We start from the raw sequence: 26,023 nt of genomic DNA, 5'->3' as shown, positions 1-26,023 counted from the left end.
TCACAAAATTCATTAAAACCTCACTAAAATTATGGCAACTTTGACTGTTTGGAAATTCAATACTGCTGATGGGGCCGAAAAAGCCTTAACTAAATTAGCACCCTTGCAAAAAGAGCATGTCATTGAAATTAAGGATGCAGCTACCGTTTCTTGGCCAGAAGGCAAAAAGAAACCTAAAACCAAACAGGCTATCAATTTAGTCGGTTTAGGTGCCTTAGATGGAGCTTTTTGGGGATTACTATTTGGGTTAATCTTTTTCTGTCCCATTTTCGGGATCGCCCTTGGTGCCTCGATGGGAGCTTTAGGGGGTTCTCTCAAGGATTATGGCATTAATGACGACTTTATTAATGATGTCAAAAGCAAAGTAACGGAAGGGACATCTGCACTCTTTTTATTCACGGGTAATGTAACTCTTGATAAAGTAGAAGAAGCTTTAGGTGACACAACTGCCGAACTAATTCAGTCTAATTTATCCAATGAAGAAGAAGCTAAACTGAGAGAGCATTTTAGCCCAGAGGTTTAGATTTTTGATCAGGGAAGCTAACTGAATATCCCTATAAAGTTAGCTTCTCTGAATTAATATGGTAAGTAAAATATGGAAGAAATTTTGATTGAATTTGTGAACACACTTGATTTATCATTTAAAAAACTTCAAGAGGAAGTGGGAAGCACTTCCGGTGTTTTACCACTAACCATCAGTCAATTTCAATATATCGACGCAATATATGAGCTAAAATAAAATTATGAAAAAGAAAGAGGAGGTTTTTGTAATTGAGAGGTTAAAGGTTGTTCATTATTAATCATTAATCCGATTAAAGCATTAGCAAAAGCGGGAATGATCTTGTCTTGTTCTTGAGAAAACATTATCCAACGACTTCCTGGGGGAAGACTGTTGAAAGTTGCCGGATTTTCTGTAATCCAAATTAAAGGTATCTTGGGCAAATCAGGGTCTTTTCTCCCTTCTTCTGTTTCTACTGCGGCTAGGGTTTCTAAAACTGTACGATTACCATGAATTAACCCCGTCTTAGCTGTCCATAATTTAACATTAAGTTGGGCGCGACTAGCATAAAAATACAAAGAGGCCGCCACAATAACCCCCTGTTCAAAATTATCTGATGTCCATTGAGAACCACTATCCAAAGCGATCAGAATTTCTTCTCCCCCTGTGATCACTTCTAATTCTCGCACCTGAAACTCCTCAAAACGCGCACTGGTACGCCAATGAATCATCCGCATCGGATCACCATAACGGTAGGGCCGTAACGCCTTCGTGACCCCTTCATTCGCCGCTTGATAACGGCGATCGCTTTGCATCTGATCATTTTCATCTTGGCCCAAAGTATCCACCAAAGGACATCGACTCAGGGGCAAAATTTGGGGATAAATGACCGCTTTGGCCGGAACTTCTTGAGTCCGACGACACCAAAACAGTCCCAAGGGTGAACCACTGCGTAATTGTACCTCATGCCAATGATAAACCCCTCGTCTTTCGGTGGGAACATAATAAGTCCAATGATGTTCTCCTTGGGGGGGAATGACTTCTATGGCGGTTTTTTGGGGTTTATTGATGACGCTCGGCAGCATATCCCCTAATTGTAGTAAATTTTTCGGGCTTTTTGTCGTATTTTGAATGATGATGTCAATGGTGAGATCGTCCCCCGCACTCACTGCGGTAATGGGATGACGACGCACCTGCAAATGATTGAGCGATCGCATTGAAAGTATCGCCCCTAAACCCAATAAAGCGGCAATAGTGCCACTTAAGACGTATAACCATCCGGCCATGGTATTAGTGGCCGCCCCAAAAAAACAAAGGGCCAGGCCGGCCAATAACCAACCACTAAATGCAGGGGTGGCCCAGTGGGTTTCTAACCATTCCGTGATAGAAAAAGACGCTTTACTGGCCATGGGATAACTTGATAAATTGTGGCGTTATTTAGTTGCTTTTTGTATCATAGCAAGGGATGAACTAATTTAAAGTTAAGTTTGTTATTATTAACCTTAGCAACCCAACAAAACCAGTTAATTATAATGTTCCCAGCAAAACCAGATTGGGTACGCCTAGATAAAGCCCTCTCCATTGAAGCAGAAAAAGGATTTACCAATTTACAGGGTAATCAATATCGTTTTCATGAGTTTTTATGCCTTAATTTTGGTGAAACTCCTCCCATGGGAACTCCGATCAGCGATCACACGAGATGGCAAGATTTTGCCACTCAATATGCTAATTACGATCAATTAACAGTAACACAACGGAAAGCCTTAATCATCCAAACCCGTCAATTTTTATATCAATTAAGACGGACATTAGAAACCCCGACGGAACCCCCACCGCCAAAGTTACCAAAAACCGCCCCTATTACTGATAATAAATCTGCTCCACGTCCTATTACTTTAGATCAATCTTTAAGTACCTTAGCAGAAGTGGGTAATTACAAGGGAGAATTATTAAAACGTTTAGGATTATATACGGTTAAAGACTTATTATTTTATTATCCCCGTGATCATATTGATTATGCGCGTCAAGTGACTATTTCTAATTTAGTTCCTGGGGAAACAGTGACGATTATAGGAACAGTGAAACGTTGTAATTGTTTTAGCAGTCCTAAGAATCAAAAACTGAGTATTTTTGAATTAATTTTAAAAGATAATACGGGACAAATTAAATTAAATCGCTTTTTTGCTGGCCCCCGTTTTACTAATAGGGGATGGCAAGAAAGACAAAAAAGATTGTATCCTTTAGATGCCGTGGTTGCCGCTTCAGGGTTAGTTAAAGAAAATCGTTATGGACTAACCTTAGAAAACCCAGAAATTGAAGTCTTAGACAGTGCAGGAGCAAGTATTGAATCTCTGAAAATTGGACGAGTTTTACCTGTTTATCCCTTAACGGAAGGGGTTGCTGCTGATTTGATTCGTAAGGCAATTGTTGCCTGTTTAGAGGCAATAAAACAGATTCAAGATCCCTTACCTATGGGGTTAAGAAATGACTATGGATTAATGGGTTTAAAAGAGGCAATTACTAATATACATTTTCCTGAAACTCCTGAATTATTAGCCCATGCGAGACGACGATTAGTATTTGATGAATTCTTTTATTTACAGTTAGGATTTTTGCAACGTCGTCAAGCGCAAAAAGAAACAGAAAAAAGTGTTATTTTTTCCCCAGAAGGACACCTAATTAAACAATTTAATGAGATTTTACCCTTTAAATTAACCAATGCTCAAGAACGAGTCATCAATGAAATTTTAGAGGATTTAACCTTAGAAACTCCCATGAATCGTTTAGTACAAGGAGATGTAGGTGCAGGGAAAACAATTGTTGCTGTTTTTGCTATTTTAGCGGCCTTACAATCAGGTTATCAAGCTGCTTTAATGGCCCCAACGGAGGTATTAGCAGAACAACATTATCGTAAATTAGTAACTTGGTTTAACTTATTATATTTACCTGTAGAATTGCTGACAGGTTCCACAAAAACAGCAAAAAGGAGAGAAATTCATCGTCAATTAGAAACCGGAGAATTACCCCTATTAGTGGGAACTCATGCTTTAATTCAAGACCCCGTAAACTTCCAAAAATTAGGCTTAGTTGTCATTGATGAACAACATCGCTTTGGGGTACAACAACGGGCTAAATTATTAGCTAAAGGACAAGCTCCCCATGTTTTAACGATGACAGCAACCCCCATTCCTCGCACCTTAGCTTTAACTTTACATGGGGATTTAGATGTGAGTCAAGTTGATGAATTACCTCCAGGAAGACAACCGATTCAAACCACAGCATTAACGGGAAAAGAACGCACTCAAGCTTATGATTTAATTCGTCGAGAAGTGGCTCAAGGGCGACAAGTTTATATCATTTTTCCTATGATTGAAGAATCAGAAAAATTGGATGTTAAAGCAGCAGTAGAAGAACATCAAAAACTCTCAGAAACCGTTTTTCCAGACTTTAAAATCGGCCTATTACATGGACGTATGAGTTCAGCAGAAAAAGATCAAGTATTAACTGCTTTTCGAGATAATGACTATCAAATTATTGTCTCAACAACTGTTATTGAAGTCGGGGTTGATGTTCCCAATGCAACCGTCATGTTAATTGAAAATGCGGAACGGTTTGGCCTATCACAATTACATCAATTAAGAGGTAGAGTGGGACGAGGTTCTCATAAATCCTATTGTTTGTTAATGAGTAGTAGTAAAACCCCTGATGCAAGACAAAGATTAAGTGTATTAGAACAGTCTCAAGATGGCTTTTTTATCTCAGAAATGGACTTAAGATTTCGGGGGCCAGGAACAGTTTTAGGAACCCGTCAATCTGGTTTGCCTGATTTTGCATTAGCGAGTTTAGTGGAAGATCAAGAAGTCTTAGAATTAGCAAGAATTGCAGCAGAAAAAATTATATTTCTTGATAAAAATTTAGGGGGAATGTATTCTTTGAAAAAAGAATTAGAAGAACGGTATAAAAAGCTGATGGGAGGGGAAATTTTAACATAAGTGCAAGCCAGAGGGCGCAAGCATTGCGCCCCTACAAGCGGACAAATTGGGACGTAGGGGTGTATGGCATACGCCCTCTCTTTTTGATAATTTAATTATCAAACTTCAACCGTTATTTTAAGATTACTCGGTTTAGGCAAAGTTTTATTTCTAGCTTTATAATCTTCGATTAAAAGTTCTAACATTTCTTGAGCATTTTTTAAAGCTTCCTCATAACTATTACCATGAGTATGAGCATAAGGACCAAATTCGGGTAAGCTAACGATATATTTTTGATCTTCATCTGACCATTGAATAACAATACTATATTGATAGTTCATTGATTTACTCCTGTAATCAATCTAAGATAATATAATACACCTATTAAAATAGGATTAAAGATAGAAGTTGAATTAAATCATGCCTAGTCTTCCTGGAATTAACCATCAACGAGCAATTAAAGCTTTTGAAAAAGCGGGGTTTCAGATCGTTCGACAGGGAAAACATATTACGATGACAGATGGAGAATATATTTTAACTATTCGGGGAAGCAGAAAGGGTAATAATTCCCTGAATATCGATTATAATAATTCATAATTGTTTTTATTATGGGGAAAAAACAGATGTCAGTGATGATTGAACAAAACCTCAGCGAAGTTTTAGCAGAAATTAATCAAAAATTAGATAATTTACAAAAAGATGTTACAGACATCAAAATTGAGTTAACGGAAGCGAGCAGAATTAAAACAACAAGTCGTTAACGAACAAATTCGCCTACAAAGTCAAAGCATTAATCAAAATTTGATGCAGAGAGATAAACTAACTCCCTACGTTCAAGATCACAGTTATCTTAAGGAATATCAACAAGAGTTAGATACTTTTATCGCCGAAAAAATTACTCCTTATGACCCCATCTTTAGCCTAACGCAAAAAGTCCAACCGATTCCTTTTAAAGAGATTAAATCTTTAACCGATAACTCAACTTGTCTGCTGCAATGGTATATTACTGGTGAAAAGATTTTAGCCTTTATTGTCTCTGCGGATGAAACGGTTAAAGTTTGGCAATCTTCCGAAGAAGACGGAAAGCAATTACTTGATACTGTCAATAATTATCGACGGCTTTACTACTCCGAAAGAGGTAAAAAAGAATGGATTAATCAACTTTCCAACTTATTACAAACTTTTGCCGATACTCTACACATTAACGAGATTATTTCTCTCATTCCCGAAACCTGTCAACGCTTAATTATAATTCCCCATTGGTTTCTGCATATTCTACCCCTTCATGCCTTACCCATCACTAACTCCCCCCTTAATAAGGTTTCTACCTCTAACTCCCCCCTTAATAAGGGGGGTTGGGGGGGATCAATTCTACAGGATAAATATGATATAAAATATGCCCCCAGTTGCCAACTATTGCAAATTACTAAACAACGTCCTTTAAATGAATTAACTAACCTTTTCGCCATCCAAAACCCCACCAAAGACTTAATTTTTACGGACTTAGAAGTTAATATTATCTCAACTTTCTTCAATCAAAAAGAAATTATTGCCAAAGATGAAGCTACTGAAAACACCGTTATAAACCATCTTAAAGCATCAGGAAGCCATTGTTACCACTTCTCTTGTCATGGAGGATTTAACCCTAATAATCCCCTAGAATCGGCTTTAATATTAGCTAATAAAGATGAATTAACATTAGGAGAAATCTTTGAATTGAACTTTAAAAAATCTCGCTTAGTCGTCCTTTCTGCTTGCGAAACAGGCTTGATTGACTTAAAATCAATTAGTGATGAATATATTGGCTTACCTGCTGGTTTTCTATTCGCAGGAAGTTCAAGCGTTGTTAGTAGTTTGTGGACAGTTAGCGACTTATCTACAGCATTTTTAATGATGAAATTCTATGAAATTGTCTTAGATAAAAGTCAAAATATTTCTGTTCCTGTTGCCTTAAAAATGTCTCAAAATTGGTTAAGAAACTTAACCGTTAAAGAATTTGAAGAAAATTTAGAGAAAACAACTTTTAAACAGGTATTAAATTATTTACAAGAAACATTATCCTTTGGTGATTTCTTTGAACTAGAAGATGCAATCACAGTTACTTGTGAGAGAATCAAAAAGCTTTCACCAAATGAAAAACCCTTCAAAAATCCTTTCTATTGGGCTGCATTTGCAGCAATGGGTATCTAAAAACAGTTTTTAATCTTCTGACTCTAATTGCTTTTGCTTACAAAACTTTGCTAGAGATGTTTTAACAATATAACTAGCGCAAGGCGTAGCGACAGCCACTAAAAGAGGATCACCAGCAGTAACTAAAGCAGCAATAACACCACTAATTAAATCAGGTGCTAAACCGTCTTTAAAATTATCATTACAAATCACCTCACGCGCTTGGTTCAAAGCAGTTTCCCAAGTGATTCCTGCTCTAACTTCTTCAAAATCTGCTCGACGCGCTAAAATACGGGTAGCTTGCTCTAAGTTTCCGCCACATCTTTCAATGATATTTAACTGAGCGATCGCTTCAGGATTATCCTTTAATTGTTCCCGATATTGCTGAATTTCTTCAGGTGTTAACTGAGTTGCATCTGTCATAACTTTACTAATCTGTTACTGATGACAAATAATGTGTCACTGTACATCAATAAATGGGTCGCCTGGGATTCGAACCCAAGACCGATCGGTTAAAAGCCGAGTGCTCTACCGCTGAGCTAGCGACCCGTTATGTTTTCCACACACGATTTCTAATCATAGCATGGAATTTTAGAGAAGGCAAGGGGTTTTCTAAATAGAAGCCACATTCATCTCTATTAAAGCCTCACAGCTTGCTCCTGGGTCAAGTTCCGTGAGATTTTCTCCCGTTGCGATCGCATTACGGGGCGCACTCCAGGGTTCCAAACAAATATAATCTTTCCCTTTCAATGTCCAAAACACAAAGGTAGAATAGGAATCTGACCAATTCAGAGTAAGTTTTAGTCCCCGTTGATGATCGGTCATACTGGCAGAAGAACGGGTTAAAGATTTAAAAGCTACATCAATTTCATCTGCATCAAAATCAAAGTTTCCCTCAAAAGGAACAATTTCTGTGCTGCTTTTTTCTTGATATGCTGATGAAGGAATATCAAAGGCTAATTTTGTTTTATCTTTTACCAAAAAATAGGGATGAAAACCAAAAGAGAAAGGCATTATTTTGTCAGATTTATTAATGTATTGCTGACGAATTCGTAAAATTTTTCCCTCAAGTTCGTAGGTAAATTTTAATTGAAATTTAAAGGGATAAACGTTAAGAGTTTTGTCATTACTGCTTAAGCTTAGCGTTAAACTAGCACAAGAACTTGTTGATTGATCAATCACTTCCCAAGGTAAATCTCGCGCAAATCCATGTTGTTTTAAGGTGTAAGTTTTGCCCTGGTAAACATAAGTATTATCGGGCAAATTACCACAGATAGGAAAGAGAATAGGAACCCCACCCCTGACACTTAATTCTGGGTTAGTAAATCGTTCTTCATCGAGAGAAAGAATCTCTTGACCTTGAATTGCCCAACGAGTAATAATTCCCCCTCTTTCGGGAACAACTTCTAGACGAGATAACGCCTTGTCATCAGAAAGAATATAGGTAGAATATTGCTTAGGGTTGACAGAGATTGAAAATGCCATAATTGTCTTTTTTCCTTAAGATAAACCATGAATTAAATAGAAGGCGAGAAAAGCACTACCCAAGGGAACACTTAAATTATCAATTCCCAGTGCAGAAAAGGCTTCTAATCCCATTGCTACCATAGCAACAATTAAAGAAATTATCATCGTTATGAGGAATGATTCTCCCACCGACAATAAAATTAGACTGGTAACGAGAAAACTTACCCCCATCATAGTCAAAGACCCCTCCCAACTTTTGTTAACTCCTAATATTTGATAAGGGTGTCGTCCAAACTTTTGGCCAATAACAGCGGCCATTCCATCTCCCCAGGCCATTACCAGGATACCAATAGCGAGATATTGGGGTTGTTGTCTTGACCAAAACCCCTGGGCTAAAATGCCAATACTAACAGCATAAAAGAAAGTGCCTAAGCTTTTTCGTCCCACACTATTAATACTGGGAAGAATGGGCAAAAAATAAGAAATTAAGGCAATAATACTCGCAATAAAAGAAGCCCCCACTAATACCCAAGAGGGAAGTTGTAGCCACCAGGCAATTAAAACAACGTTTCCTGACCCAATATGAACGATTTTACGGGTAAATTCCGCATTAGTTCCCCGTAAACGGTTTAATCCTTCAGCCAGGGCAATAATAGCCCCTAAATAGAGAATAACAAGACTGAGGGGATACCAAAGGGAGAGGAGAGGGTTCAACAAAGAAAGTGAATCAGACAGCAATGTACAAGTAAGGAAAGGATCTACTCTTACAGGTTATCAAAAATAGAGTGCTAAAATTTTATCTCAGGACTTACTCACAGATCTTATCGTAGGGGGAATTCATGAATTCCCCCTACCAAAAACTTGTCCCTATTTAACCAATTCGCAGAATTGATTGGTTTCAACTACTTCCTCTAAGTTTAATCCCAGTGCTTTTGTAATACTGATAGCATTGGAAATATCTATCGCTTTTCCGCGAAAAAATCGCTCAATGGTACTTCGAGACACATGAAAGTCTAATAATTCTTCTATCCCTTCATAAGTAATTCGTTGGCCACTTTTTAAGGTTTGGGCTTCTCTAAGTTTGCGTTTTCCTGCGGGAGTTGCAGCAATACTTCGTTTGGTTTTGTGTGCTTGTGCCATAGTAGTCAATCTTGGTTTAAGCTGAGATCTCTATGGCTAGTATTCCCTATAAATTCGCAAAACTTTCAGATCATTCAAATCAATATTTTATCCGTAATTTTGACTAAAAACCCCTCATTAAAATTACTGAGAAAAAATTTTTGAGTGAGAATTCTTAAAACATTTGTATATTGCTTTACTCTACTAAATCATCAACAAATCATGACAATTTAGGTAAATCTTAAGGTTTACAAATCAAAAATGTATAGTATCATTCAGATCGGGAGATAAATTTGCTTCAGGTGTGATGGATAGTTAAAATTATCCCTATCAAGAATCGAAGGAAAATAAATAAGTATGATTGCCACAGCACCCGCCTCCAATGGAACGAACATTCAAGGATTAAAACCAGAATTACCCCCAATCAGTGGTTGGGAAGCAGAAATCACCTCAATTGTTCAACACAATGATCCGGTTTTCTTACCCACTTCCAACATCAATTTAAGCAATATTAAAGCGGGGTTTGCTTGCGCCCTTCATATGCACCAACCAACCATTCCCGCTGGTGCCAACGGAGCGTTAATTAGTAACCTCCAAAATATGTTTGACAATCAAGGAATGGGCGATAATCATAACGCAGGGGTTTTTGCCTGGTGTTATAGCCGCATGGGTGATTTTATTCCCGAATTAGTAGCTAATGGCTGTAATCCTCGCATTATGTTGGACTATTCCGGAAATCTTTTCTGGGGACTCCAACAAATGGGACGGGATGACATTCTTAATAACCTCAAGCGCATTGCTTGTGATCCCCAATACCAGCCTTATGTAGAATGGTTAGGAACCATGTGGAGTCATGCAGTAGCTCCTTCTACCCCCATTCCTGACCTGAAATTACAAATTCAGGCTTGGCAACATCAATTTGCCTCTATGTTTGGTTATGATGCCCTAAAACGGGTTAAAGGCTTTTCTCCTCCAGAAATGCACTTACCTAATAACCCTGATACCCTCTACGAATATATCAAAGCTCTTAAAGAGTGCGGTTATCGTTGGTTATTGGTGCAAGAACATTCCGTCGAACGCTTAGACGGTGCTAACCTATTGGGTGATGATAGATATGTTCCTAACCGTTTAGTGGCCCGTAATTCTCATGGTGAAGTCATCAGTATTACGGCGTTGATCAAAACTCAGGGATCTGATACTAAATTAGTCGCCCAAATGCAGCCCTATCATGAGGCTAAATCACGGGGACGGCAAAAAATTGGGAATGTAGAAGTACCTTGCTGTGTTTCCCAAATTGCTGACGGGGAAAATGGCGGTGTGATGATGAATGAATTCCCCAACGGATTTAATCCTACTTGGCATAACATCAAGGATAATTCTGATGTGGTGGGATTCAATGGCACTGAGTATATTGAACTGTTAGAAGCCAATGGTGTCAATCCTGATGATTATCCCGTTTGTCAGGCCAAAGGACAACACAAAATCTGGAACAAGGTAGATATTAATAATGTTACCCCAGAAGCCGTTGCCAATGCGATCGCAGATTTAAACGCCAACGATCACCAATTCCACATGGACGGTGCATCTTGGACAGATGATTTAAGTTGGGTTTCCGGTTACGAAAACGTTCTAGAACCCATGAACCAACTCAGTGCTGATTTTCACGCGAAATTCGATTCTTTAGTTCAACAAGATCCAAATATTACCAGAACTCCTGAATATCAGGAAGCTCTGTTATACACCTTATTAGTGGAAACTAGCTGTTTCCGTTATTGGGGCCAGGGAACTTGGACAGACTATGCCCGTGAACTTTATAATCGCGGCGAAAAGTTAGTTAAATAAGTTTCGTTATTGTTGGGTACATTAAAGGCGATCGCTTATCTTATGATAGAGGGCGATCTTTTTTTACGATGGAAAACTTACTTATGTCAGTGGTGATACAATGCGAATACTATTGAAAAATCACCGATCTACGGGTAACAAAACTTAACAAAAGTGACATATGAAAGAAGAAAATGTCATCGCAAGAATTACAGTAAATCCTAAGATATTTAACGGTAAACCGATTATTAGAGGTCATCGTTTAGCCGTTGAACATATACTAGGAATGTTAGCGGCAAGGGACAGTCCAGAAACAATTTTAGAGGGTTATCCCTGGCTAGAAAGGGAAGATATTCAAGCCTGTTTAATCTATGCTTATCAGTTAGTTAGCCATGGGCGATCACCTCTCAATTTAAAAAGCGATCGCGGTGCTAAATCTTAACTACTTAACTTAAAAGCTTCCACCCCCCTTTTTTTAGGCGAGTTGGGGGGATCAACGACTTTGAGTAGTGACAACTTGATTAAGGGGAACGGGAAATTTTAAAGGTTTTAAGCCGATAAAATTACAGGTATTGAGCAAAAAATTGGCAATGGTGATGTAGTGAACTAACCGTTGTAAGGGAGTCATGGGAAAATCCTCTATAACTTGACAATCTCATCATCGAAAAAATGACATTAAATCTCCAGACAATTTAAGGCAGATAACAAAATTAAAATTCTCCTAACTGCCTTTTCTGTTCTCTTTGAATTGGGTTAAACTAAATCAATACAGTCATCAAAACTTAGTTGAGTTATGCCTACACAGCGCACTAGAGGGATCACCGCAACCGTTGCGGGACTGCAAAAACTTCGTGAGGTTAAGGCCTCTGGCGGAAAGGATGGAACCCGTTTGACCTTTGAAGGCATTGCTGATCGTATTTCTCGGAACGCTCAAACTTCAGTTGACACAAGCACGGTGAGACGATTTTTTAATGGTAAAGGTATGGATCGAGATTCTATCCTAGCAATTTGTAGGGCGTTGGGTTTAGAGGTCACAGAAATTGTTGATCCGAATGAATGGCATCCCGTTAGGTCTCGTCAAACTTCTCAACCCGTAGCAACCTCAGTAATTCTCAATACATTTTTAGAAAACATAAACTCAGAATCTTTATCCATGCTTCAATTACAAACGTACTTTACAGAATCTATAAATGAATTAGGCTTTAAATTTTGGACGTACATACAACTTGACAAGAATAATCATCTTCAATCTCAAGTACGTGAGATTGTTTCTAACTATCCTAACTATTGGGTAGAACACTATTCAAATAAAGACTATCAAAGCGTCGATCCCGTCATTAACCAAGCTGTTAATGAGGCACAAGCTTGGCGTAGTAGTACCGTCTTACAAAAGTCGATAAACTCAGAACAAAAAGAACTGTTTCGTGATGCCCAAGAGGTCGGAATTTATATGGGGTGTAGCATTCCTGTTACTTCTATTTCTGACAGAACCAACCGCTCGCAATTTGTCACTCTTGTTAAAGAGAAAGAGGTTTCTAATTGGGAACAAGATTTTTTGTATGTTAGTAATACATTAACGTCTTTAGCTTATAAATTTTACTCCAAAATGTATCAGATCAAAAATAGAGAATTTGATGATTTTTAAAGTGCGATCGCGGATCTTGTAGGTTGGGTTGAGGCAACGAAACCCAACAAATCCCATATAATGGTTATATAAACATAATTGATCAAATCAAAACCAATGGATATTATTTTAAAGCCACAACAAGAACAATTAATTCAAGCGAAGATAAACAGTGGTAAATATATAACGGTTGACGAGGTGATTGCAGAAGCCTTGCAATTATTAGACGAAAGAGATAAACACTATCAAAAATGGGTGGAGGACACTCGCCAGAAAGTAGCTGTCGGTTTAGAACAACTAAACAGAGGTGAAGGAATTGAGGTACAAACAGTTATCAATAAACTCAAAGAAAAAGTTAACTTTGCCAAAGAAATAACAAAATGAGAACTTGTTTAATTTCTCCAGAAGCCACAGAGGATTTGGATGAAATCTTTGATTATTTTGCTAGTAAGAATGTGGAAGCTGGCGAAAGATTTGTTATTACTTTTGAGAAGAAATGCGAAAAATTATTACAATTTCCCAATATGGGAAGAAGTTATGGGGATATTGAACCTTCATTAAGAGGTATTCCACTTGATAATTATATTATTCTCTATCGTTTAATAGGTAATGGTGTTGAGATTGTGAGAGTCGTTAGCGGATATCGTAATTTAGAATATCTTTTTGAATAAATAGGAAACGCTGGCTCACCACTGGTAGTTGTTTATACCCTGCGAGGTGAGGTTATTCGACTGATTTCTGCTCGTCGCGTCACAAAACAGGAGATAAAAGCTTATGAGAAAGGAATATGATTTTTCTAAGGGAAAACGAGGAGCGGTCATTCCCTCTCATGGAAAAACACGCATTACTATTTATCTCGATGATGAAATTTTCGATAAATTTCGAGAACAGACTGAAATGACTGGAATTGGTTATCAGACTCTAATTAATGAGGTTTTAAAGAAATATCTCCAGTCCCCTTGTGATCAACCTCTCACCCAAGGGGATCTACGCCGTATTCTTCGTGAAGAATTATCATTGCGATCGCCCAGCTTGTAATGCTATCGCGGATCTTGTAGAGTGTAGGGTGCATTAACGAAGTTTAATGCGCCTTTTTCTATGGCATGATGAGTTCGGTACCCCATAATCTGCCTTCCGTGCCAACGAACAACTCTGAAATACAGAACCAAGCAAGAAACATTTTGGATGCAATTGCGTTTACTCCCTTTGAGCAATGCCAACCCTTGAGCCGTGATTTTAGCGATATTCCCGATCGTCCTGGTATTTACGCAGTCAGGCATAGATCTCAGGGATTGCTTTACATTGGTAAAACCAAAAGCTTACGAGGTCGTTTTAAAGGTGGACACAAAGCTTTTTTGTGGGCTTGGCTTGATCAATATAAAAGTGAAGATGTACGAATTGCGGTGCAGACAATACCTTACTCGAAAAACCCTGCGCTACTATTAGAACTAGAGGCGATCATTTTGAGAGCGACTGAGCCACCGTATAATGTTCAAATTCCTATGGAGTCCTAACCCATGCAAGTGAAACTTTCGGAGCAAATCTCGTCCTCTGACGCAGAAACTATTTTAAGGCATTTACCAGATTGGATTCAGGATGCTCTGATTGCTCGCGCTACTGAAATTGATTATCCCGTTGAAGCAATCATTGAGATGGCGATCGCCAGTTTTCTAGACACAGAGGCATTAAGTTTTGCCGACTGTAAGCCGAGGCGAGGTCAATAAGTCTAACAAATCACTGCACCCGACCCAATGATAAACTATTATAATCATCCAAAATTACTAGCTGCGGTTGAGCTAGACCGTTATGCCTAAAATCTCCAGACAAAATATCTTCGTCTATGGGAATAGATATAGTTTTTTTAGTGATAGGTTTAACCATTTTAGCCTTTTCCCAGAATTGGTCATCTAATTCAGGAATATCAGAAGTATCAATTGCCTCATCTGGAATATTCTGTAACTCTTTAAGTCGTTTGTCTGAGATACTCATAGTATTGTCTTCTTTCTTTTGGGGTAGCTTTTCGGGCAGAAATTAGGCGAATCTTATTCTGTCTTTCTGTTGTACAAAATGGATATATTAATCTTAACCTAATTTTGTAATTATCAAGTTATTTTAGTCACATTTAAAGAAGTAAATGCTGTTGAAACAATAAAAAACCCCGATAATTAATCGAGGCCAAGTAGGAGAATATCAATGAGTTCATAGAAGACATCGGGAGAAAAAAACTAATAATTAAAATAGTTTTGATAGGTCAAGTCTTTATCTAAGCTGACTGGATTTAACTAAACTTAGTATGCCCAGAATTCTAGAAATTATTAACACTATTGTCTAAATGATTTAATTACGAAGGCTAAAACCCTTGTCTTACGGTAGGGGCGAACGGCCGTTCGCCCCTACGGGAATTTTGTCCAATTACTCATAGCAAAAATTCTTCCCCAACATAGTAATTTCGATCACAACATTGGGAACACTAAGTAGGTAAGCAGCTATGATTACTGCCTTATGACTTATTCGCCTTCTTCAAAACGCAGTCGGGCCGTTGCCCTGCGGAATTACTTTTCTCCCTTTGGTAACAAACTGATCGAAGCAGGTTTTGTCGGCCCAGATCAGATGAAACAAGCTCTTGTCGAAACCCGTAAGACTGGTCGTCCCTTGACAGATGTCTTACAAGTGATGACAGGTAAACAGTTACCCCCCGATCTAATCCGACAATACAAAAAACACCACTTATTTGAACTGAAAATTCTGTACGGTGTCGATTCCATCGATCCAGAGGTGTCTCCTGTTGCTGATCGACAGATGGCCGAATTAATTAACTCATTAATTCCCTTTGATATTTGTCGCCGTCACAAACTTTTGCCCCTTTCCAAACATGATGGCATACCCCCATCGGTTTTGGTGGCCATGGTTGATCCTGATAACTTAGCAGCACAGGATGAACTTAACCGTATCTTACGGGCTAGAAACCTGGATTTGCGACGGATGGTCATTACCCAAGAAGATTATGACGGATTATTAGAACAGTATCATGAACTTCAAGGGGAAATTGATCAAGAAAATGAACGCTTAACCAAAGAGCAAGCCCTCCAAAAGATGGCTGATCTCACCGACATCGTGGGCAACCTCGATGCTAGTATGGCTGAGTCCAGTGATGAAAGTCATGATGCCCTTGACTCCACTGATGCCCATGAAGCCCCCGTTATTAATTTAGTTAATAAAATTCTGGCCAAAGCCCTTCAAGAAGGCACATCAGACATTCACATTGAACCCCAAGAAGAAACCTTAAGAATTCGTTTCCGTAAAGATGGGGTACTGGTTCAAGCTTTTGATCCCCTGCCCCGAAAAGTAACCCCGGCGGTGGTTGCGCGGTTCAAAATTATGTCTGATTTGGATATTGCTGAACGTCGTTTACCGCAAGATGGGAAGATTCGACGCATTTATCAAGGACGAAAGGTAGACTTTCGGGTTAACACCCTACCTAGTCGCTATGGTGAGAAAGTCTGTTTACGGATCTTAGATAACTCTGCCACCCAATTAGGGTTAGATAAATTAATTACGAATGAAGAAACCCTACAAATTGTGAGAGACTTGGCCAGTCGTCCCTTTGGTTTATTGCTGGTAACGGGGCCGACGGGAAGTGGTAAGTCTACCAGTTTGTATTCTGTGTTAGCCGAAAGAAATCATCCAGATGTTAACATCAGTACCGCCGAAGATCCCATTGAATACTCCTTACCTGGCATTACCCAAGTTCAGGTGATTCGGGAAAAAGGCATGAACTTCTCCTCGATTTTACGGGCATTTATGCGACAAGATCCTGATGTCATTCTGGTGGGGGAAACTAGGGACGTAGAAACGGCGAAAACGGCGATTGAAGCTGCGTTAACGGGTCACTTGGTCTTAACTACCTTACACACCAATGATGCTGCTGGTGCGATCGCCCGTTTGGATGAAATGGGGGTAGAACCCTTTATGATTTCTGGGGCTTTATTAGGGGTCTTAGCACAACGGTTAATGCGACGAGTTTGTAGTGAATGTCGCGTTGCTTATAACCCGAAAAAAGCTGAATTAGCCCGTTTTGGTTTATCGGCCTCCAATGAAGAGGAAGTGACCATCTATAAAGCCAATAAATTAACCCCAGAAGAAATTACAGAAGCTAAAACCAACGGAACCATTTGTCAAAAATGTGGCGGTGGTGGTTACAAGGGACGGGTGGGGGTTTATGAAGTGATGCGGAATACGGAACGCATTCAAAGTTTGATTAATGAAGGAGCCACTACCGATCGCATTAAAGAAGCGGCCGTTGAAGAAGGGATGATAACCATTCTGGCTTATAGTTTGCAACTGGTACAAGAGGGCTATACCACTCTAGAAGAAGTGGAAAGGGTCACGTTTACTGATACGGGACTAGAAGCAGAATTAAAAGCCAAGCGCAAGAGTTCCCTCGAATGTAAAACCTGTTCCGCAGAATTACAACAGGAATGGATGGACTGCCCCTATTGTATGACACCCCGATTTACTAATTCCTAAATAAGGAGACAAGATCATGGCAATGGATATGATGATTGAAGATTTGATGGAGCAACTCGTTGAAATGGGTGGCTCTGATATGCACATTCAAGCGGGTGCGCCTATTTATTTTCGTATTAGTGGGAAATTGGCCCCCATTGATGAAGAACCACTTTCCCCCCAAGAAAGTCAAAAACTCATCTTTAGTATGCTTAATAATACTCAACGGAAAGAGTTAGAACAAAATTGGGAATTAGACTGTTCCTATGGTGTTAAAGGGTTAGCTCGGTTTCGGGTCAATGTTTATAAAGAACGGGGTTGTTATGCTGCTTGTTTACGAGCTTTATCTTCTAAAATTCCTAATTTTGAACAGTTAGGTTTACCCACAATTGTCCGAGAAATGGCGGAACGTCCACGGGGTATGGTGTTAGTTACCGGACAAACTGGGTCTGGAAAAACGACAACCCTCGCCGCTATTTTAGATTTAATTAATCGCACCAGAGGCGAACATATTCTAACAGTAGAAGACCCGATTGAATACGTTTTTCCTAATATTAAAAGCCTCTTTCACCAACGGCAAAAAGGGGAAGATACGAAATCTTTTGCCAATGCTTTAAAAGCTTCTTTAAGGGAAGATCCAGATATTATTCTGGTGGGGGAAATGCGGGATTTAGAAACCATTGCCTTAGCCATCACAGCCGCAGAAACTGGACACTTAGTTTTTGGTACTTTACACACTAATTCAGCCGCAGGTACAATTGATAGGATCGTTGACGTATTTCCTGCTAACCAACAGGCTCAAATTCGGGCGATGTTATCTAACTCTTTGATTGCCGTATTTAGTCAATGTTTAGTTAAGAAGAAAAGCCCCAAACCAGGAGAGTTTGGACGAGCAATGGCCCAAGAAATTATGATTGTTACCCCTGCTATTGCTAACCTGATGCGAGAAGGAAAAGCTGGTCAAGTTTATTCTGCTATTCAAACAGGGATGAAATTAGGAATGCAAACTATGGAACAAGCTTTGGCTGGTATGGTTGTCAGTGGTATGGTTTCTTTTGAAGAAGCCGTCTCTAAAAGTGGTAGACCTGATGAATTACAAAGGTTAATTGGAGGCGCAACTACTGGCATAAAAGCTAAGTCACGCATCTAATTTTAAGAATTAATAATTAATTGTTTCATTACCTCAAAAAAAAATGCCTACTTATATTGCTCAAGTTAAAGACGCGAAAGGAAAAATTTCCAAAACAAAAGTAGAAGCAATGTCTCCTGAACAAGCTAGGGCAATGCTTAGACAACAATATCCTGCTATTGGTAAAATTAAAAAAGCAGGAATGGAAATTGACTTTTCTGGCATAGAATCTATGCTAAATACTGTTAAAGTCAAGGACAAAGCAATCTTTTCTCGTCAGTTTTCTGTCATGATTAATGCCGGGGTTGCTATTGTTCGTTGTTTAGGGGTTTTATCAGATCAAGCTAGTAACCCTAAATTAAAAAAAGCCTTAGTTGCTATTAGTGCTGAGGTGCAACAAGGGGTTAGTTTATCAGAAGCTTTGTCCAAGCATCCTGACTGTTTTGATCAGTTATATGTCAGTATGGTGGAAGCTGGAGAAACTGGGGGGGTTCTTGATGAAGTTCTCAACCGTTTAGCAACACTTTTAGAAGATATGGCAAGGCTACAAAACCAAATTAAATCAGCGATGGCCTATCCGGTTACAGTTGGCTTTTTAGCTGTGGTGGTTTTCTTTTGCATGACTGTCTTTTTAATTCCTGTTTTTGCCAAAATTTTCCAAGATTTAGGGACAGAATTGCCAGCTTTAACGCAATTTATGCTCTACCTTAGTGGTATTATGCGGAGTTGGAAAATTTTGATTCCTATTGGTTCAGTTATGGGCTTTGTGTTTGCCATTAAACAATACTATAAAACCCCTATGGGTCGCTTACAAATTGATAAATTTTTCTTAAAAATGCCTCTGTTTGGTGACTTAAATGAAAAGTCGGCAGTAGCTCGTTTTTGTCGAGTTTTTGGGACTTTAATGCGTTCAGGGGTTCCCATTTTAACCTCTTTAGAAATTGTCTGTAATACCGTCGGAAATAAGGTAATTGCTAATGCCATTGCCGGGGCCCAAGCAGAAATTCAACAAGGGGGAATGATGAGTTTAGCCCTACAAAATGCTAATGTTTTCCCGCAGTTAGCTATTCAAATGATTTGTATTGGGGAAGAAACGGGGGAACTGGATGCAATGATGATGAAAGTTGCTGATTTCTACGAGGATGAAGTTGAACAAGCTGTTAAAGCATTAACCAGTGTTATTGAACCGTTGATGATGGTTTTAATTGCTGGTTTGGTAGGGGTAATTCTCTTATCAATGTATCTACCAATGTTCAAAATCTTCGATAAACTTGGTTAAGAAATCTAGAGAATTTAAGCAATATAGAGATGTTTCCTATAACGTCTCTATAAACGTTTAAACATAAATTTTGATTGTCTATTATGTCTATTAAAGCATCAAATTACGAAAAACTTTTATGTGAATATAGCGATCGCACTGGGGCTATTTCTTTATTAAAACAGCATCGTCCTTATTTAGAAATGTTGCCTAGTTTACGTCGTCCTCAAGATAGTTTAATTACCATTCCTTTACCCGTTGTTAAAGTTCGTCAACCGCAACCTTTAGGTGAAAGTCGTCTAACTTCCCCCAATATTCAAGAAGCTATTCATTTACCTTGTGATCTTGCTATTATTATGTGTGACCCTGAATGGAAGATTAAATTAGGGTCAGAAATTATTGTTTTTATTCATCGTCCCCATGAAGATTTTTCCCATTTATTAACCCGTTGGCGACAAACTCAAATCCATTTAGATAAAGATTATGAATGGTTAATGCCCCCAAAAGAACAACATATGTTTAGTGAAGGTGCTGATAAAGTTTATCCTTTATTTGTGTTATTTGAAAACACCTTAGAGAGAATCAAAAAAGGATTAAAAGGGGCTTGTTTGCCTTATATTGTTCAAACTTCTATTGCTGAAGAAACTGAAGAAGTTTTGGAGATGGTTTCAGAATAAATCAGTAATTTTTCCCAAAACGGCTATTTTAAGATATAATTATTGTGGATTTTTATTTTTCAAAAAGCAATGATATATTATTTAATAGTAAAATTATCTCTCAATAATTAGCTGGACAACGGAAACCTGTTCTTAAACCCTTAGAAGTTTTACCAGATAGGAAAAATTGATCAACAATGAACCATGAAACTCCCTCAAAATTAACCAAAATTTTCGGTTTAGATTTACGCTCCTTGGCTGTTTTTCGCATTGGGTTAGCTTTAATTGTTATGGCTGACTTGTTCAGTCGAGCTAGGGGAATTAATGCCCATTATACCGATGCAGGAGTGCTTTCTAGAGAGGCTTTAACAAAAGAACTACTTCATCCTTGGTATTGGTCTTTTCACTTGATTAATGGTAGTTTTTCCTGGCAAGCATTTCTATTTTTAATCGCTTTTTTAATTGCCTTATCTCTATTAGTAGGTTATCGGACAAGACTCGCAATTATTGCTACTTGGGCGTTAAATATTTCATTACAAAATCGGAATCCTGCCCTTATTTTTGCGGGCGATGATGTCTTAAGAGCCATGTTATTTTGGGCAATGTTTTTGCCGTTAGGTTGTTCTTATTCCTTTGATAGTGCCTTAAATTCTTCAAAGAAACTCTTACCCAAACGAGTAATAAGTGGGGCAACCTTTGCCTTTATTATTCAACTCATATTCATTTATACTTGGTCAGCAGCTTATAAAACAAAAAGCTCGCTTTGGTGGCCTGATGGAGATGCGGTTTATTACTCTTTAAATTTTGATCAATATGCTACAGAATTCGGTCATTTTTTATTAGGTTTTCCTGTCCCTATTTTACGAATTTTAACCTTTAGTGCGTTAATTTTTGAATGGGTTGGCCCCTTTATTATCTTAATTCCTTTTCGTACCAGCTTTTTCCGTTGTGTAGCAATTATTTCTTTTGTTTTATTACATCTTGGCTTTGAATTATCCTTTTCTATTGGGGTTTTAAGTTATCTAAGTGTGGTTAATTGGTTAACATTAATTCCCACAGAATTATGGGATAGGGGAACTCAAATCATTAGTACCACTGCTCGCAAAGGATTAACTATTTATTATGACGCAGATTGTGGATTTTGTAAAAAAGTTGTTCATTTTATTAGGACATTTTTAATTTTACCAGGAACTCCTTTATTAATTGCTCAAGATCATGAATCTATCTATGCTGATATGTTAGAAAAAAATTCTTGGGTTGTGGTTGACTGGGAAAATAATCGTCATTATAAATTTGAAGCGATCGCCTATGTGGTTAGTTTATCGCCTATTATCTATTTTTTGGCCCCATTATTACGTTGGCAACCTATAATGAATGTGGGTACAAAATTCTATCAAACCATTGCTTCAAATCGTAAATTTGCAGGTAATTTTACTCGTCCGTTTAAATTTCGTTCTTTAGAAATTAAGTCATCTTTACCGTTTAATTTAATCACTTTATCTCTGCTATTTTTAACCACAATATTTAATTTAAAAAGCTTTGTCGATCAAACTGTTGTTCGTCGTCCCTTTAAGGATGATTGGATTAATAAGACTCATCAAGTTTTTACTCGTAGAACCTTTCAAACAATTAATATTATTGGTTATATTACCCGTTTAGATCAGTCTTGGAGTATTTTTGCTCCTGCACCCCCAAGAGATGACGGTTGGCACGTTATTGTCGGAAAATTAAAGGATGGAACAGAAGTCAATCTTCTTGATGAAACCCGTCCCATTAGTTGGGAAAAACCTACTCTAAAAGAGCGTCAAAACATCTATCAAACCATTCAATGGCGAGTGTATTATATCAATCTAAATCGAGCAATGGGTAAAAAACTATATCCCCATTTTGCTGATTATCTTTGTCGGGAATGGAATAAAACAAATTCAGAAGATAAACAATTAGAAAGTTTTGAGATATATTTTATGGATGAAAGAACTGTTCCCCCAGGAGTAACCCAGATGGTTGAAAAGAAAAAAGTTTGGCAACAATCTTGTTCTGGTTCCTAAGGCGATCGCTTAATCTCTTTCAAAGCTAATAAGTATATAATTTCAATTGATTTTAATTTATGAGTTCCTTTAATATCGTATTTGACTACCGCTTTGACACGGCCGGCTTCTTCAATGACCCCCAGAGGCGTGCAACCCTAGAAGCAGCAGCCAATATTTGGGAAAGCTCAATCCTTGATGAGTTTGCTAATATCCCTGTCGGCATCAGCTTTACGGTAACTGACCCCCAGACAGGGACACTTAATCAACAGATTGTCCTGACTGAAGAAATTGACGACTTGCTCATCTTTGCCGGGACTCGCTCTCTAACGCAGGCAATCGGCTTGGGAGGATTTGATGGAACCAACGCATCAGGGACGATTTTTCGCAACCGCATCCAAGGCTCTAATTTTGAACCTTGGGTTGGTACGATCACCTTTGATTCTACTCCTTCCTTCAGCAAGGGGACGGCAGCACCTTGGTTTTTCGATTCAACCCCAGAAACCGCCGATGACATCCCCGCAGACAGGACTGATTTTCTGTCAACTGCTTTACATGAAATCGGCCATGTTCTGGGAATTGGGACATCTGATATCTTTGAACAACTCGGTCAAAGTGGCTCCTTTGTTGGAGTAAATGCCCAAGCTGCTAAGGGCGGGGTTACTGTTCCCCTAACGAGCGATCGCAGTCATCTTGAGGAAGGGACGTTAAGTCAGGGACAAGAAGTTTTAATGGACCCAGTTATCAACAATGGGCGAATCCTGCCAACCCGTCTAGATTTGGCACTCTTGGCTGATATTGGCTACCAAATTCAGGATTACAATGGTTTTCAATTTACGTCTCAAGGAGAGACTCCACCTATCGCAACAGCAGGAGCAGACACAATCTTTGGCACAGATGTGGCTGATATTATCGATGGTTTAGGAGGCCACGATATGATCCAAGGGGAGGGCGGTAATGATACTCTCAATGGCGGTTTGGGCAACGATCTGCTCTTCGGGCAAGAAGGAAGCGATCGCCTTTTGGGGGGTGAGGACAACGATCAGTTACAGGGAGGAATCGATGCAGATTTCCTTGACGGCGGTTTGGGAAACGATCTGCTCTTCGGGCAAGAAGGAGAGGATGCCTTTTTCTTTGCAGCCAATAGCGGTCGAGATCAAATTCTGGATTTTGAGATAGGCACAGAGAAAATTATCATCGCTCCGAGTCTTGGATTCACCTCATCCCTTCAAGTCTTCAACACCTTCAGCCGTCCTTTTACCAATGTGACGCAATTTACCCTCAGTTCGGGCAACACGATCGATGTTTTCCATGCCGACAACTTGAATCTTTCTCAGACTCCCCTAACTGCTGCCAATTTTGTCATCGGCAATGCCTCACCTCCGATTAATGATGATTCTTCTAATATTACCCTAGCTTTAGCTCAGACAATTGTTAGCGAAGACGGCACAAATAACCTTATTTACACCTTCACTCGTGAGGGAAATTTAACCAATGCTTTAACAGTTAACTATACAATTAGTGGCACAGCAACTAACGGCACAGATTACACTAATATCGGTACAAGTGTTGATTTTGCGGCTAATTCTGCGACAACTACAGTAATAATAGATCCCACAGTTGATACAATCTTTGAAAGCGATGAAACTGTAGCGTTAACCTTGGCTTCAGGGACAGGTTATACCCTAGGAACAACTACAGCAGTTACAGGAACAATTATTAATGATAAGTTAACCCTAGATATCGATGGTAATGGTCAACTAGAACCATCAGACTACACTTTAATCAATTTATATGCTAGTTTTGGTAATGATCCTAACTTGTTTGATGTCTTTTTAGGCAATAATGCTGATGTTTTGTTAGGACAAGGAGCAACTCGAACCACAGGAGATTTATTAACGGATTATCTAACTGCTGCTGAAAATACCTTCTTTGATCTTGATGGCAATGGGACAGTGGAAAGCTCTGATTATACTTTATTAGACCTTTATAGTAGTTTTGGGGCAGATCCCCAACTCTTGGACATCTTCTTAAAACAAAATAGGGATGTCTTGTTAGGACAAGATGCGACTCGAACCACTGGTATTGAGCTTGTCAATTATTTAGCTCCATACTCAATTTAGATGAGTTTTCATTTATGGGTACAATTACAAGATTGAGGGACGAAACTCAAACGAACAAAAACGATTTCTTCCCCTTTAATCTAACCAATATGCAGTTTAAATGCACAATAGCTTATTTTATTTTTGAACTTGACAAACAGTACAAATAACTCTAAGATCACATTCTAACCCATAACCTTTAATGATAAGTTTATGGTTTTGTGTTAATAGTTATAGGGTTGAATTGTTTATTCATGTCATTAAATACTAAAGAGGGATTATTAAGCGATGACCATTGAACCTATTATTAAAACTCCCATTAGTGATCTTATTGTTTCAGAAAATGCAGCCAATACAATTCTAAATTTACTGGATAATTTTGATGATCCATCCACTACAGGTGAAGTAGTAATATTTGAATTGTATGATACATCTATTGCTGGAGGAATTATTAATGTTTTATTATTTGATCAACAAGAAATAGGCGCACCTTTAACTGTTGATAATTTCCTTAATTATGTTAATGATGGTGACTATTCTAACACAATTATTCATCGTTCAGTTCCTAATTTTATTATTCAAGGAGGAGGATTTACCGTTAATGATTTATCATTAGGAGTGGTTCCCAGTGATCCGGCAGTTCAAAATGAATTTAGTGCTGATCGCTCTAATTTGCGCGGAACTATTGCCATGGCAAAACTGGGAAATGATCCCAACAGTGCCACTAATCAATGGTTTTTTAATTTGGCTGATAATTCGGAGAATTTAGATAATCAAAATGGCGGATTTACGGTTTTTGGTCAAGTCTTATCAGAAGATGATTTAGCAGTTATTGATGGTATAGCTAATATCACAACTTACCCAGCCACTAATATCCATCCGGCTTTCACTGATTTACCTCTATCAATAGATCCTAACAATCTTGTTATCGATAGTGATGATGATTTTGTTCGTTTTCAAAGTATTACTGTTTCTAGCTTAAATGAATTAACCTTCTCAGTTGTAAGTAATTCTGATCCTGACTTAGTTAATGCAAGTATTAATAATAATCAGCTTATTCTAGACTACTTCGATAATACAATAGGAACAGCAGATATTACTATTAGAGGAACAAGTTTATTGGGTGAAACAGTAGAGGACACCTTTACAATCAGTGTTGAATCTAGTAATCAATCTCCTACTAATCTCAGTCTAAGTAACAGTAGTATTAACGAAAATCAACCTATCGCCACAGTTATTGGTGATTTAAGTACCACAGATACAGACATAGGAAATACCTTTACTTATAGCTTAGTCACTGGTACAGGTTCAACAGATAATAATCTATTTACTATCAGTAATAACCAACTGAAAACTAACGAAGTATTCGACTTTGAAACTAATGATAGTTATAGTATTCGAGTGCGTACTACTGATCAAGGGGGATTATTCTATGAGAAAGAATTAATCATTAATGTTACTGACGTTAACGATAATGTTATCCCTAATATTACCCTAGCTTTAGCTCAGACAACTGTTACCGAAGACGACACAAATAACCTTATTTACACCTTCACTCGTGGGGGAAATTTAACCAATGCTTTAACAGTTAACTATACAATCAGTGGTACAGCAACTAATGGCACAGATTACACAAATATCGGTACAAGTGTTGATTTTGCGGCTAATTCTGCGA

At 38.4% G+C, this 26,023-nt stretch carries 29 protein-coding genes and 1 tRNA gene; 21 read left to right on the top strand and 9 right to left on the bottom strand.

Annotated elements, in window-relative coordinates:
- Window positions 1-31 precede the first annotated feature (31 nt).
- Together VB691_RS10835 and VB691_RS10830 are read left to right on the top strand one after the other, a co-directional pair.
- Entirely contained in the window at window positions 32-523 is a 492-nt protein-coding gene (locus tag VB691_RS10835) for a DUF1269 domain-containing protein (protein WP_323291508.1), read from the top strand.
- A 72-nt stretch (window positions 524-595) separates the two neighbouring features.
- A complete protein-coding gene (locus tag VB691_RS10830; RefSeq protein ID WP_323291507.1) occupies window positions 596-739 on the top strand; it encodes a hypothetical protein in 144 nt (47 codons plus the stop codon).
- Window positions 740-741: 2 nt separating this feature from the next.
- On the opposite strand, the gene VB691_RS10825 is transcribed toward VB691_RS10830, so the two are convergent.
- Window positions 742-1,908, bottom strand: a complete 1,167-nt coding sequence (locus VB691_RS10825; protein ID WP_323291506.1) for a DUF58 domain-containing protein — start codon at window positions 1,906-1,908, stop codon at window positions 742-744.
- 123 nt (window positions 1,909-2,031) lie between these two features.
- On the opposite strand from VB691_RS10825, the gene recG reads away from it, so the two are divergent.
- Window positions 2,032-4,491, top strand: coding sequence for an ATP-dependent DNA helicase RecG (gene recG, locus VB691_RS10820; protein ID WP_323291505.1), 2,460 nt, complete (start codon window positions 2,032-2,034; stop codon window positions 4,489-4,491).
- Window positions 4,492-4,589: 98 nt separating this feature from the next.
- On the opposite strand, the gene VB691_RS10815 is transcribed toward recG, so the two are convergent.
- Window positions 4,590-4,811: a type II toxin-antitoxin system HicB family antitoxin gene (locus VB691_RS10815; protein ID WP_323291504.1), complete on the bottom strand. Its 222-nt coding sequence runs from the start codon at window positions 4,809-4,811 to the stop codon at window positions 4,590-4,592.
- Between the two features lie 79 nt (window positions 4,812-4,890).
- On the opposite strand from VB691_RS10815, the gene VB691_RS10810 reads away from it, so the two are divergent.
- From VB691_RS10810 to VB691_RS10800, 3 genes are read left to right on the top strand one after another with little or no spacing between them, the layout of a single operon-like run.
- Window positions 4,891-5,067, top strand: a complete 177-nt coding sequence (locus tag VB691_RS10810; RefSeq protein ID WP_323291503.1) for a type II toxin-antitoxin system HicA family toxin — start codon at window positions 4,891-4,893, stop codon at window positions 5,065-5,067.
- Window positions 5,068-5,093: 26 nt separating this feature from the next.
- On the top strand, window positions 5,094-5,231 hold the full coding sequence (locus VB691_RS10805) for a hypothetical protein (RefSeq protein WP_323291786.1): 138 nt from the start codon (window positions 5,094-5,096) through the stop codon (window positions 5,229-5,231).
- 43 nt (window positions 5,232-5,274) lie between these two features.
- Window positions 5,275-6,660: a CHAT domain-containing protein gene (locus VB691_RS10800; RefSeq protein ID WP_323291502.1), complete on the top strand. Its 1,386-nt coding sequence runs from the start codon at window positions 5,275-5,277 to the stop codon at window positions 6,658-6,660.
- Window positions 6,661-6,669: 9 nt separating this feature from the next.
- Here the strand turns inward: VB691_RS10800 and VB691_RS10795 are convergent, their stop codons facing one another.
- The 5 genes from VB691_RS10795 to VB691_RS10775 all read right to left on the bottom strand — a co-directional run bounded on the left by VB691_RS10795 (window position 6,670) and on the right by VB691_RS10775 (window position 9,246).
- Window positions 6,670-7,062, bottom strand: a complete 393-nt coding sequence (locus VB691_RS10795) for a hypothetical protein (RefSeq protein ID WP_323291501.1) — start codon at window positions 7,060-7,062, stop codon at window positions 6,670-6,672.
- Window positions 7,063-7,116: 54 nt separating this feature from the next.
- Window positions 7,117-7,188 (bottom strand) — tRNA-Lys (locus tag VB691_RS10790).
- Window positions 7,189-7,251: 63 nt separating this feature from the next.
- The gene (locus VB691_RS10785; RefSeq protein WP_323291500.1) at window positions 7,252-8,124 is read right to left on the bottom strand and encodes an aldose epimerase; all 873 of its coding nucleotides are present in this window, start codon (window positions 8,122-8,124) and stop codon (window positions 7,252-7,254) included.
- Between the two features lie 15 nt (window positions 8,125-8,139).
- The gene (locus tag VB691_RS10780; protein WP_323291499.1) at window positions 8,140-8,844 is read right to left on the bottom strand and encodes an SEC59/DGK1/VTE5 family protein; all 705 of its coding nucleotides are present in this window, start codon (window positions 8,842-8,844) and stop codon (window positions 8,140-8,142) included.
- Window positions 8,845-8,973: 129 nt separating this feature from the next.
- The gene (locus tag VB691_RS10775) at window positions 8,974-9,246 is read right to left on the bottom strand and encodes a helix-turn-helix transcriptional regulator (RefSeq protein ID WP_323291498.1); all 273 of its coding nucleotides are present in this window, start codon (window positions 9,244-9,246) and stop codon (window positions 8,974-8,976) included.
- 336 nt (window positions 9,247-9,582) lie between these two features.
- Here VB691_RS10775 and VB691_RS10770 point away from each other — a divergent pair, with 336 nt between their 5' ends.
- Both VB691_RS10770 and VB691_RS10765 read left to right on the top strand, forming a co-directional pair.
- Window positions 9,583-11,067: a glycosyl hydrolase family 57 gene (locus tag VB691_RS10770; protein WP_323291497.1), complete on the top strand. Its 1,485-nt coding sequence runs from the start codon at window positions 9,583-9,585 to the stop codon at window positions 11,065-11,067.
- Between the two features lie 160 nt (window positions 11,068-11,227).
- The gene (locus tag VB691_RS10765; RefSeq protein WP_323291496.1) at window positions 11,228-11,488 is read left to right on the top strand and encodes a DUF433 domain-containing protein; all 261 of its coding nucleotides are present in this window, start codon (window positions 11,228-11,230) and stop codon (window positions 11,486-11,488) included.
- Window positions 11,489-11,539: 51 nt separating this feature from the next.
- On the opposite strand, the gene VB691_RS10760 is transcribed toward VB691_RS10765, so the two are convergent.
- Window positions 11,540-11,674, bottom strand: a complete 135-nt coding sequence (locus VB691_RS10760; RefSeq protein WP_323291495.1) for a hypothetical protein — start codon at window positions 11,672-11,674, stop codon at window positions 11,540-11,542.
- A gap of 165 nt (window positions 11,675-11,839) precedes the next feature.
- Here VB691_RS10760 and VB691_RS10755 point away from each other — a divergent pair, with 165 nt between their 5' ends.
- The 6 genes from VB691_RS10755 (at window position 11,840) to VB691_RS10730 (ending at window position 14,394) form a co-directional block, all read left to right on the top strand.
- A complete protein-coding gene (locus VB691_RS10755; protein ID WP_323291494.1) occupies window positions 11,840-12,691 on the top strand; it encodes an autoinducer binding domain-containing protein in 852 nt (283 codons plus the stop codon).
- A gap of 96 nt (window positions 12,692-12,787) precedes the next feature.
- Window positions 12,788-13,054, top strand: coding sequence for a ribbon-helix-helix domain-containing protein (locus tag VB691_RS10750; protein ID WP_323291493.1), 267 nt, complete (start codon window positions 12,788-12,790; stop codon window positions 13,052-13,054).
- Entirely contained in the window at window positions 13,051-13,341 is a 291-nt protein-coding gene (locus tag VB691_RS10745) for a type II toxin-antitoxin system RelE/ParE family toxin (protein WP_323291492.1), read from the top strand. The genes VB691_RS10750 and VB691_RS10745 overlap by 4 nt, the downstream gene beginning before the upstream one ends.
- Before the next feature lie 103 nt (window positions 13,342-13,444).
- Window positions 13,445-13,708 (top strand): BrnA antitoxin family protein, encoded by a 264-nt coding sequence (locus VB691_RS10740; protein WP_323291491.1) that lies wholly within the window; start codon window positions 13,445-13,447, stop codon window positions 13,706-13,708.
- Window positions 13,709-13,851: 143 nt separating this feature from the next.
- Window positions 13,852-14,184: a GIY-YIG nuclease family protein gene (locus tag VB691_RS10735; RefSeq protein WP_323291490.1), complete on the top strand. Its 333-nt coding sequence runs from the start codon at window positions 13,852-13,854 to the stop codon at window positions 14,182-14,184.
- Window positions 14,185-14,187: 3 nt separating this feature from the next.
- A complete protein-coding gene (locus VB691_RS10730) occupies window positions 14,188-14,394 on the top strand; it encodes a hypothetical protein (protein WP_124969734.1) in 207 nt (68 codons plus the stop codon).
- 10 nt (window positions 14,395-14,404) lie between these two features.
- Here the strand turns inward: VB691_RS10730 and VB691_RS10725 are convergent, their stop codons facing one another.
- Window positions 14,405-14,659, bottom strand: coding sequence for a 3-oxoacyl-ACP synthase (locus VB691_RS10725; RefSeq protein ID WP_323291489.1), 255 nt, complete (start codon window positions 14,657-14,659; stop codon window positions 14,405-14,407).
- Window positions 14,660-15,172: 513 nt separating this feature from the next.
- On the opposite strand from VB691_RS10725, the gene VB691_RS10720 reads away from it, so the two are divergent.
- The 7 genes from VB691_RS10720 to VB691_RS10690 all read left to right on the top strand — a co-directional run.
- A complete protein-coding gene (locus tag VB691_RS10720) occupies window positions 15,173-17,197 on the top strand; it encodes a GspE/PulE family protein (protein WP_323291488.1) in 2,025 nt (674 codons plus the stop codon).
- Window positions 17,198-17,219: 22 nt separating this feature from the next.
- On the top strand, window positions 17,220-18,326 hold the full coding sequence (locus VB691_RS10715; protein ID WP_323291776.1) for a type IV pilus twitching motility protein PilT: 1,107 nt from the start codon (window positions 17,220-17,222) through the stop codon (window positions 18,324-18,326).
- A 43-nt stretch (window positions 18,327-18,369) separates the two neighbouring features.
- Window positions 18,370-19,584, top strand: coding sequence for a type II secretion system F family protein (locus tag VB691_RS10710; RefSeq protein WP_323291487.1), 1,215 nt, complete (start codon window positions 18,370-18,372; stop codon window positions 19,582-19,584).
- An 83-nt stretch (window positions 19,585-19,667) separates the two neighbouring features.
- Window positions 19,668-20,240 carry a hypothetical protein gene (locus tag VB691_RS10705; protein ID WP_323291486.1) on the top strand — a complete coding sequence of 191 codons (573 nt, stop codon included), beginning with the start codon at window positions 19,668-19,670 and terminating at the stop codon, window positions 20,238-20,240.
- A gap of 176 nt (window positions 20,241-20,416) precedes the next feature.
- Window positions 20,417-22,267 (top strand): DCC1-like thiol-disulfide oxidoreductase family protein, encoded by a 1,851-nt coding sequence (locus VB691_RS10700; protein ID WP_323291485.1) that lies wholly within the window; start codon window positions 20,417-20,419, stop codon window positions 22,265-22,267.
- Window positions 22,268-22,326: 59 nt separating this feature from the next.
- Window positions 22,327-24,369: a Calx-beta domain-containing protein gene (locus VB691_RS10695; protein ID WP_323291484.1), complete on the top strand. Its 2,043-nt coding sequence runs from the start codon at window positions 22,327-22,329 to the stop codon at window positions 24,367-24,369.
- A gap of 267 nt (window positions 24,370-24,636) precedes the next feature.
- Window positions 24,637-26,023: peptidylprolyl isomerase (locus VB691_RS10690; protein WP_323291483.1), on the top strand; the 1,387-nt coding region annotated here is incomplete at its 3' end.

Origin of the sequence: Crocosphaera sp. XPORK-15E (genome assembly GCF_034931425.1) — a bacterium.
GTDB lineage: Bacteria > Cyanobacteriota > Cyanobacteriia > Cyanobacteriales > Microcystaceae > UHCC-0190.
Note: the sequence above shows the minus strand (reverse complement) of the source record. Positions and strands in the feature narration are given on the sequence as shown.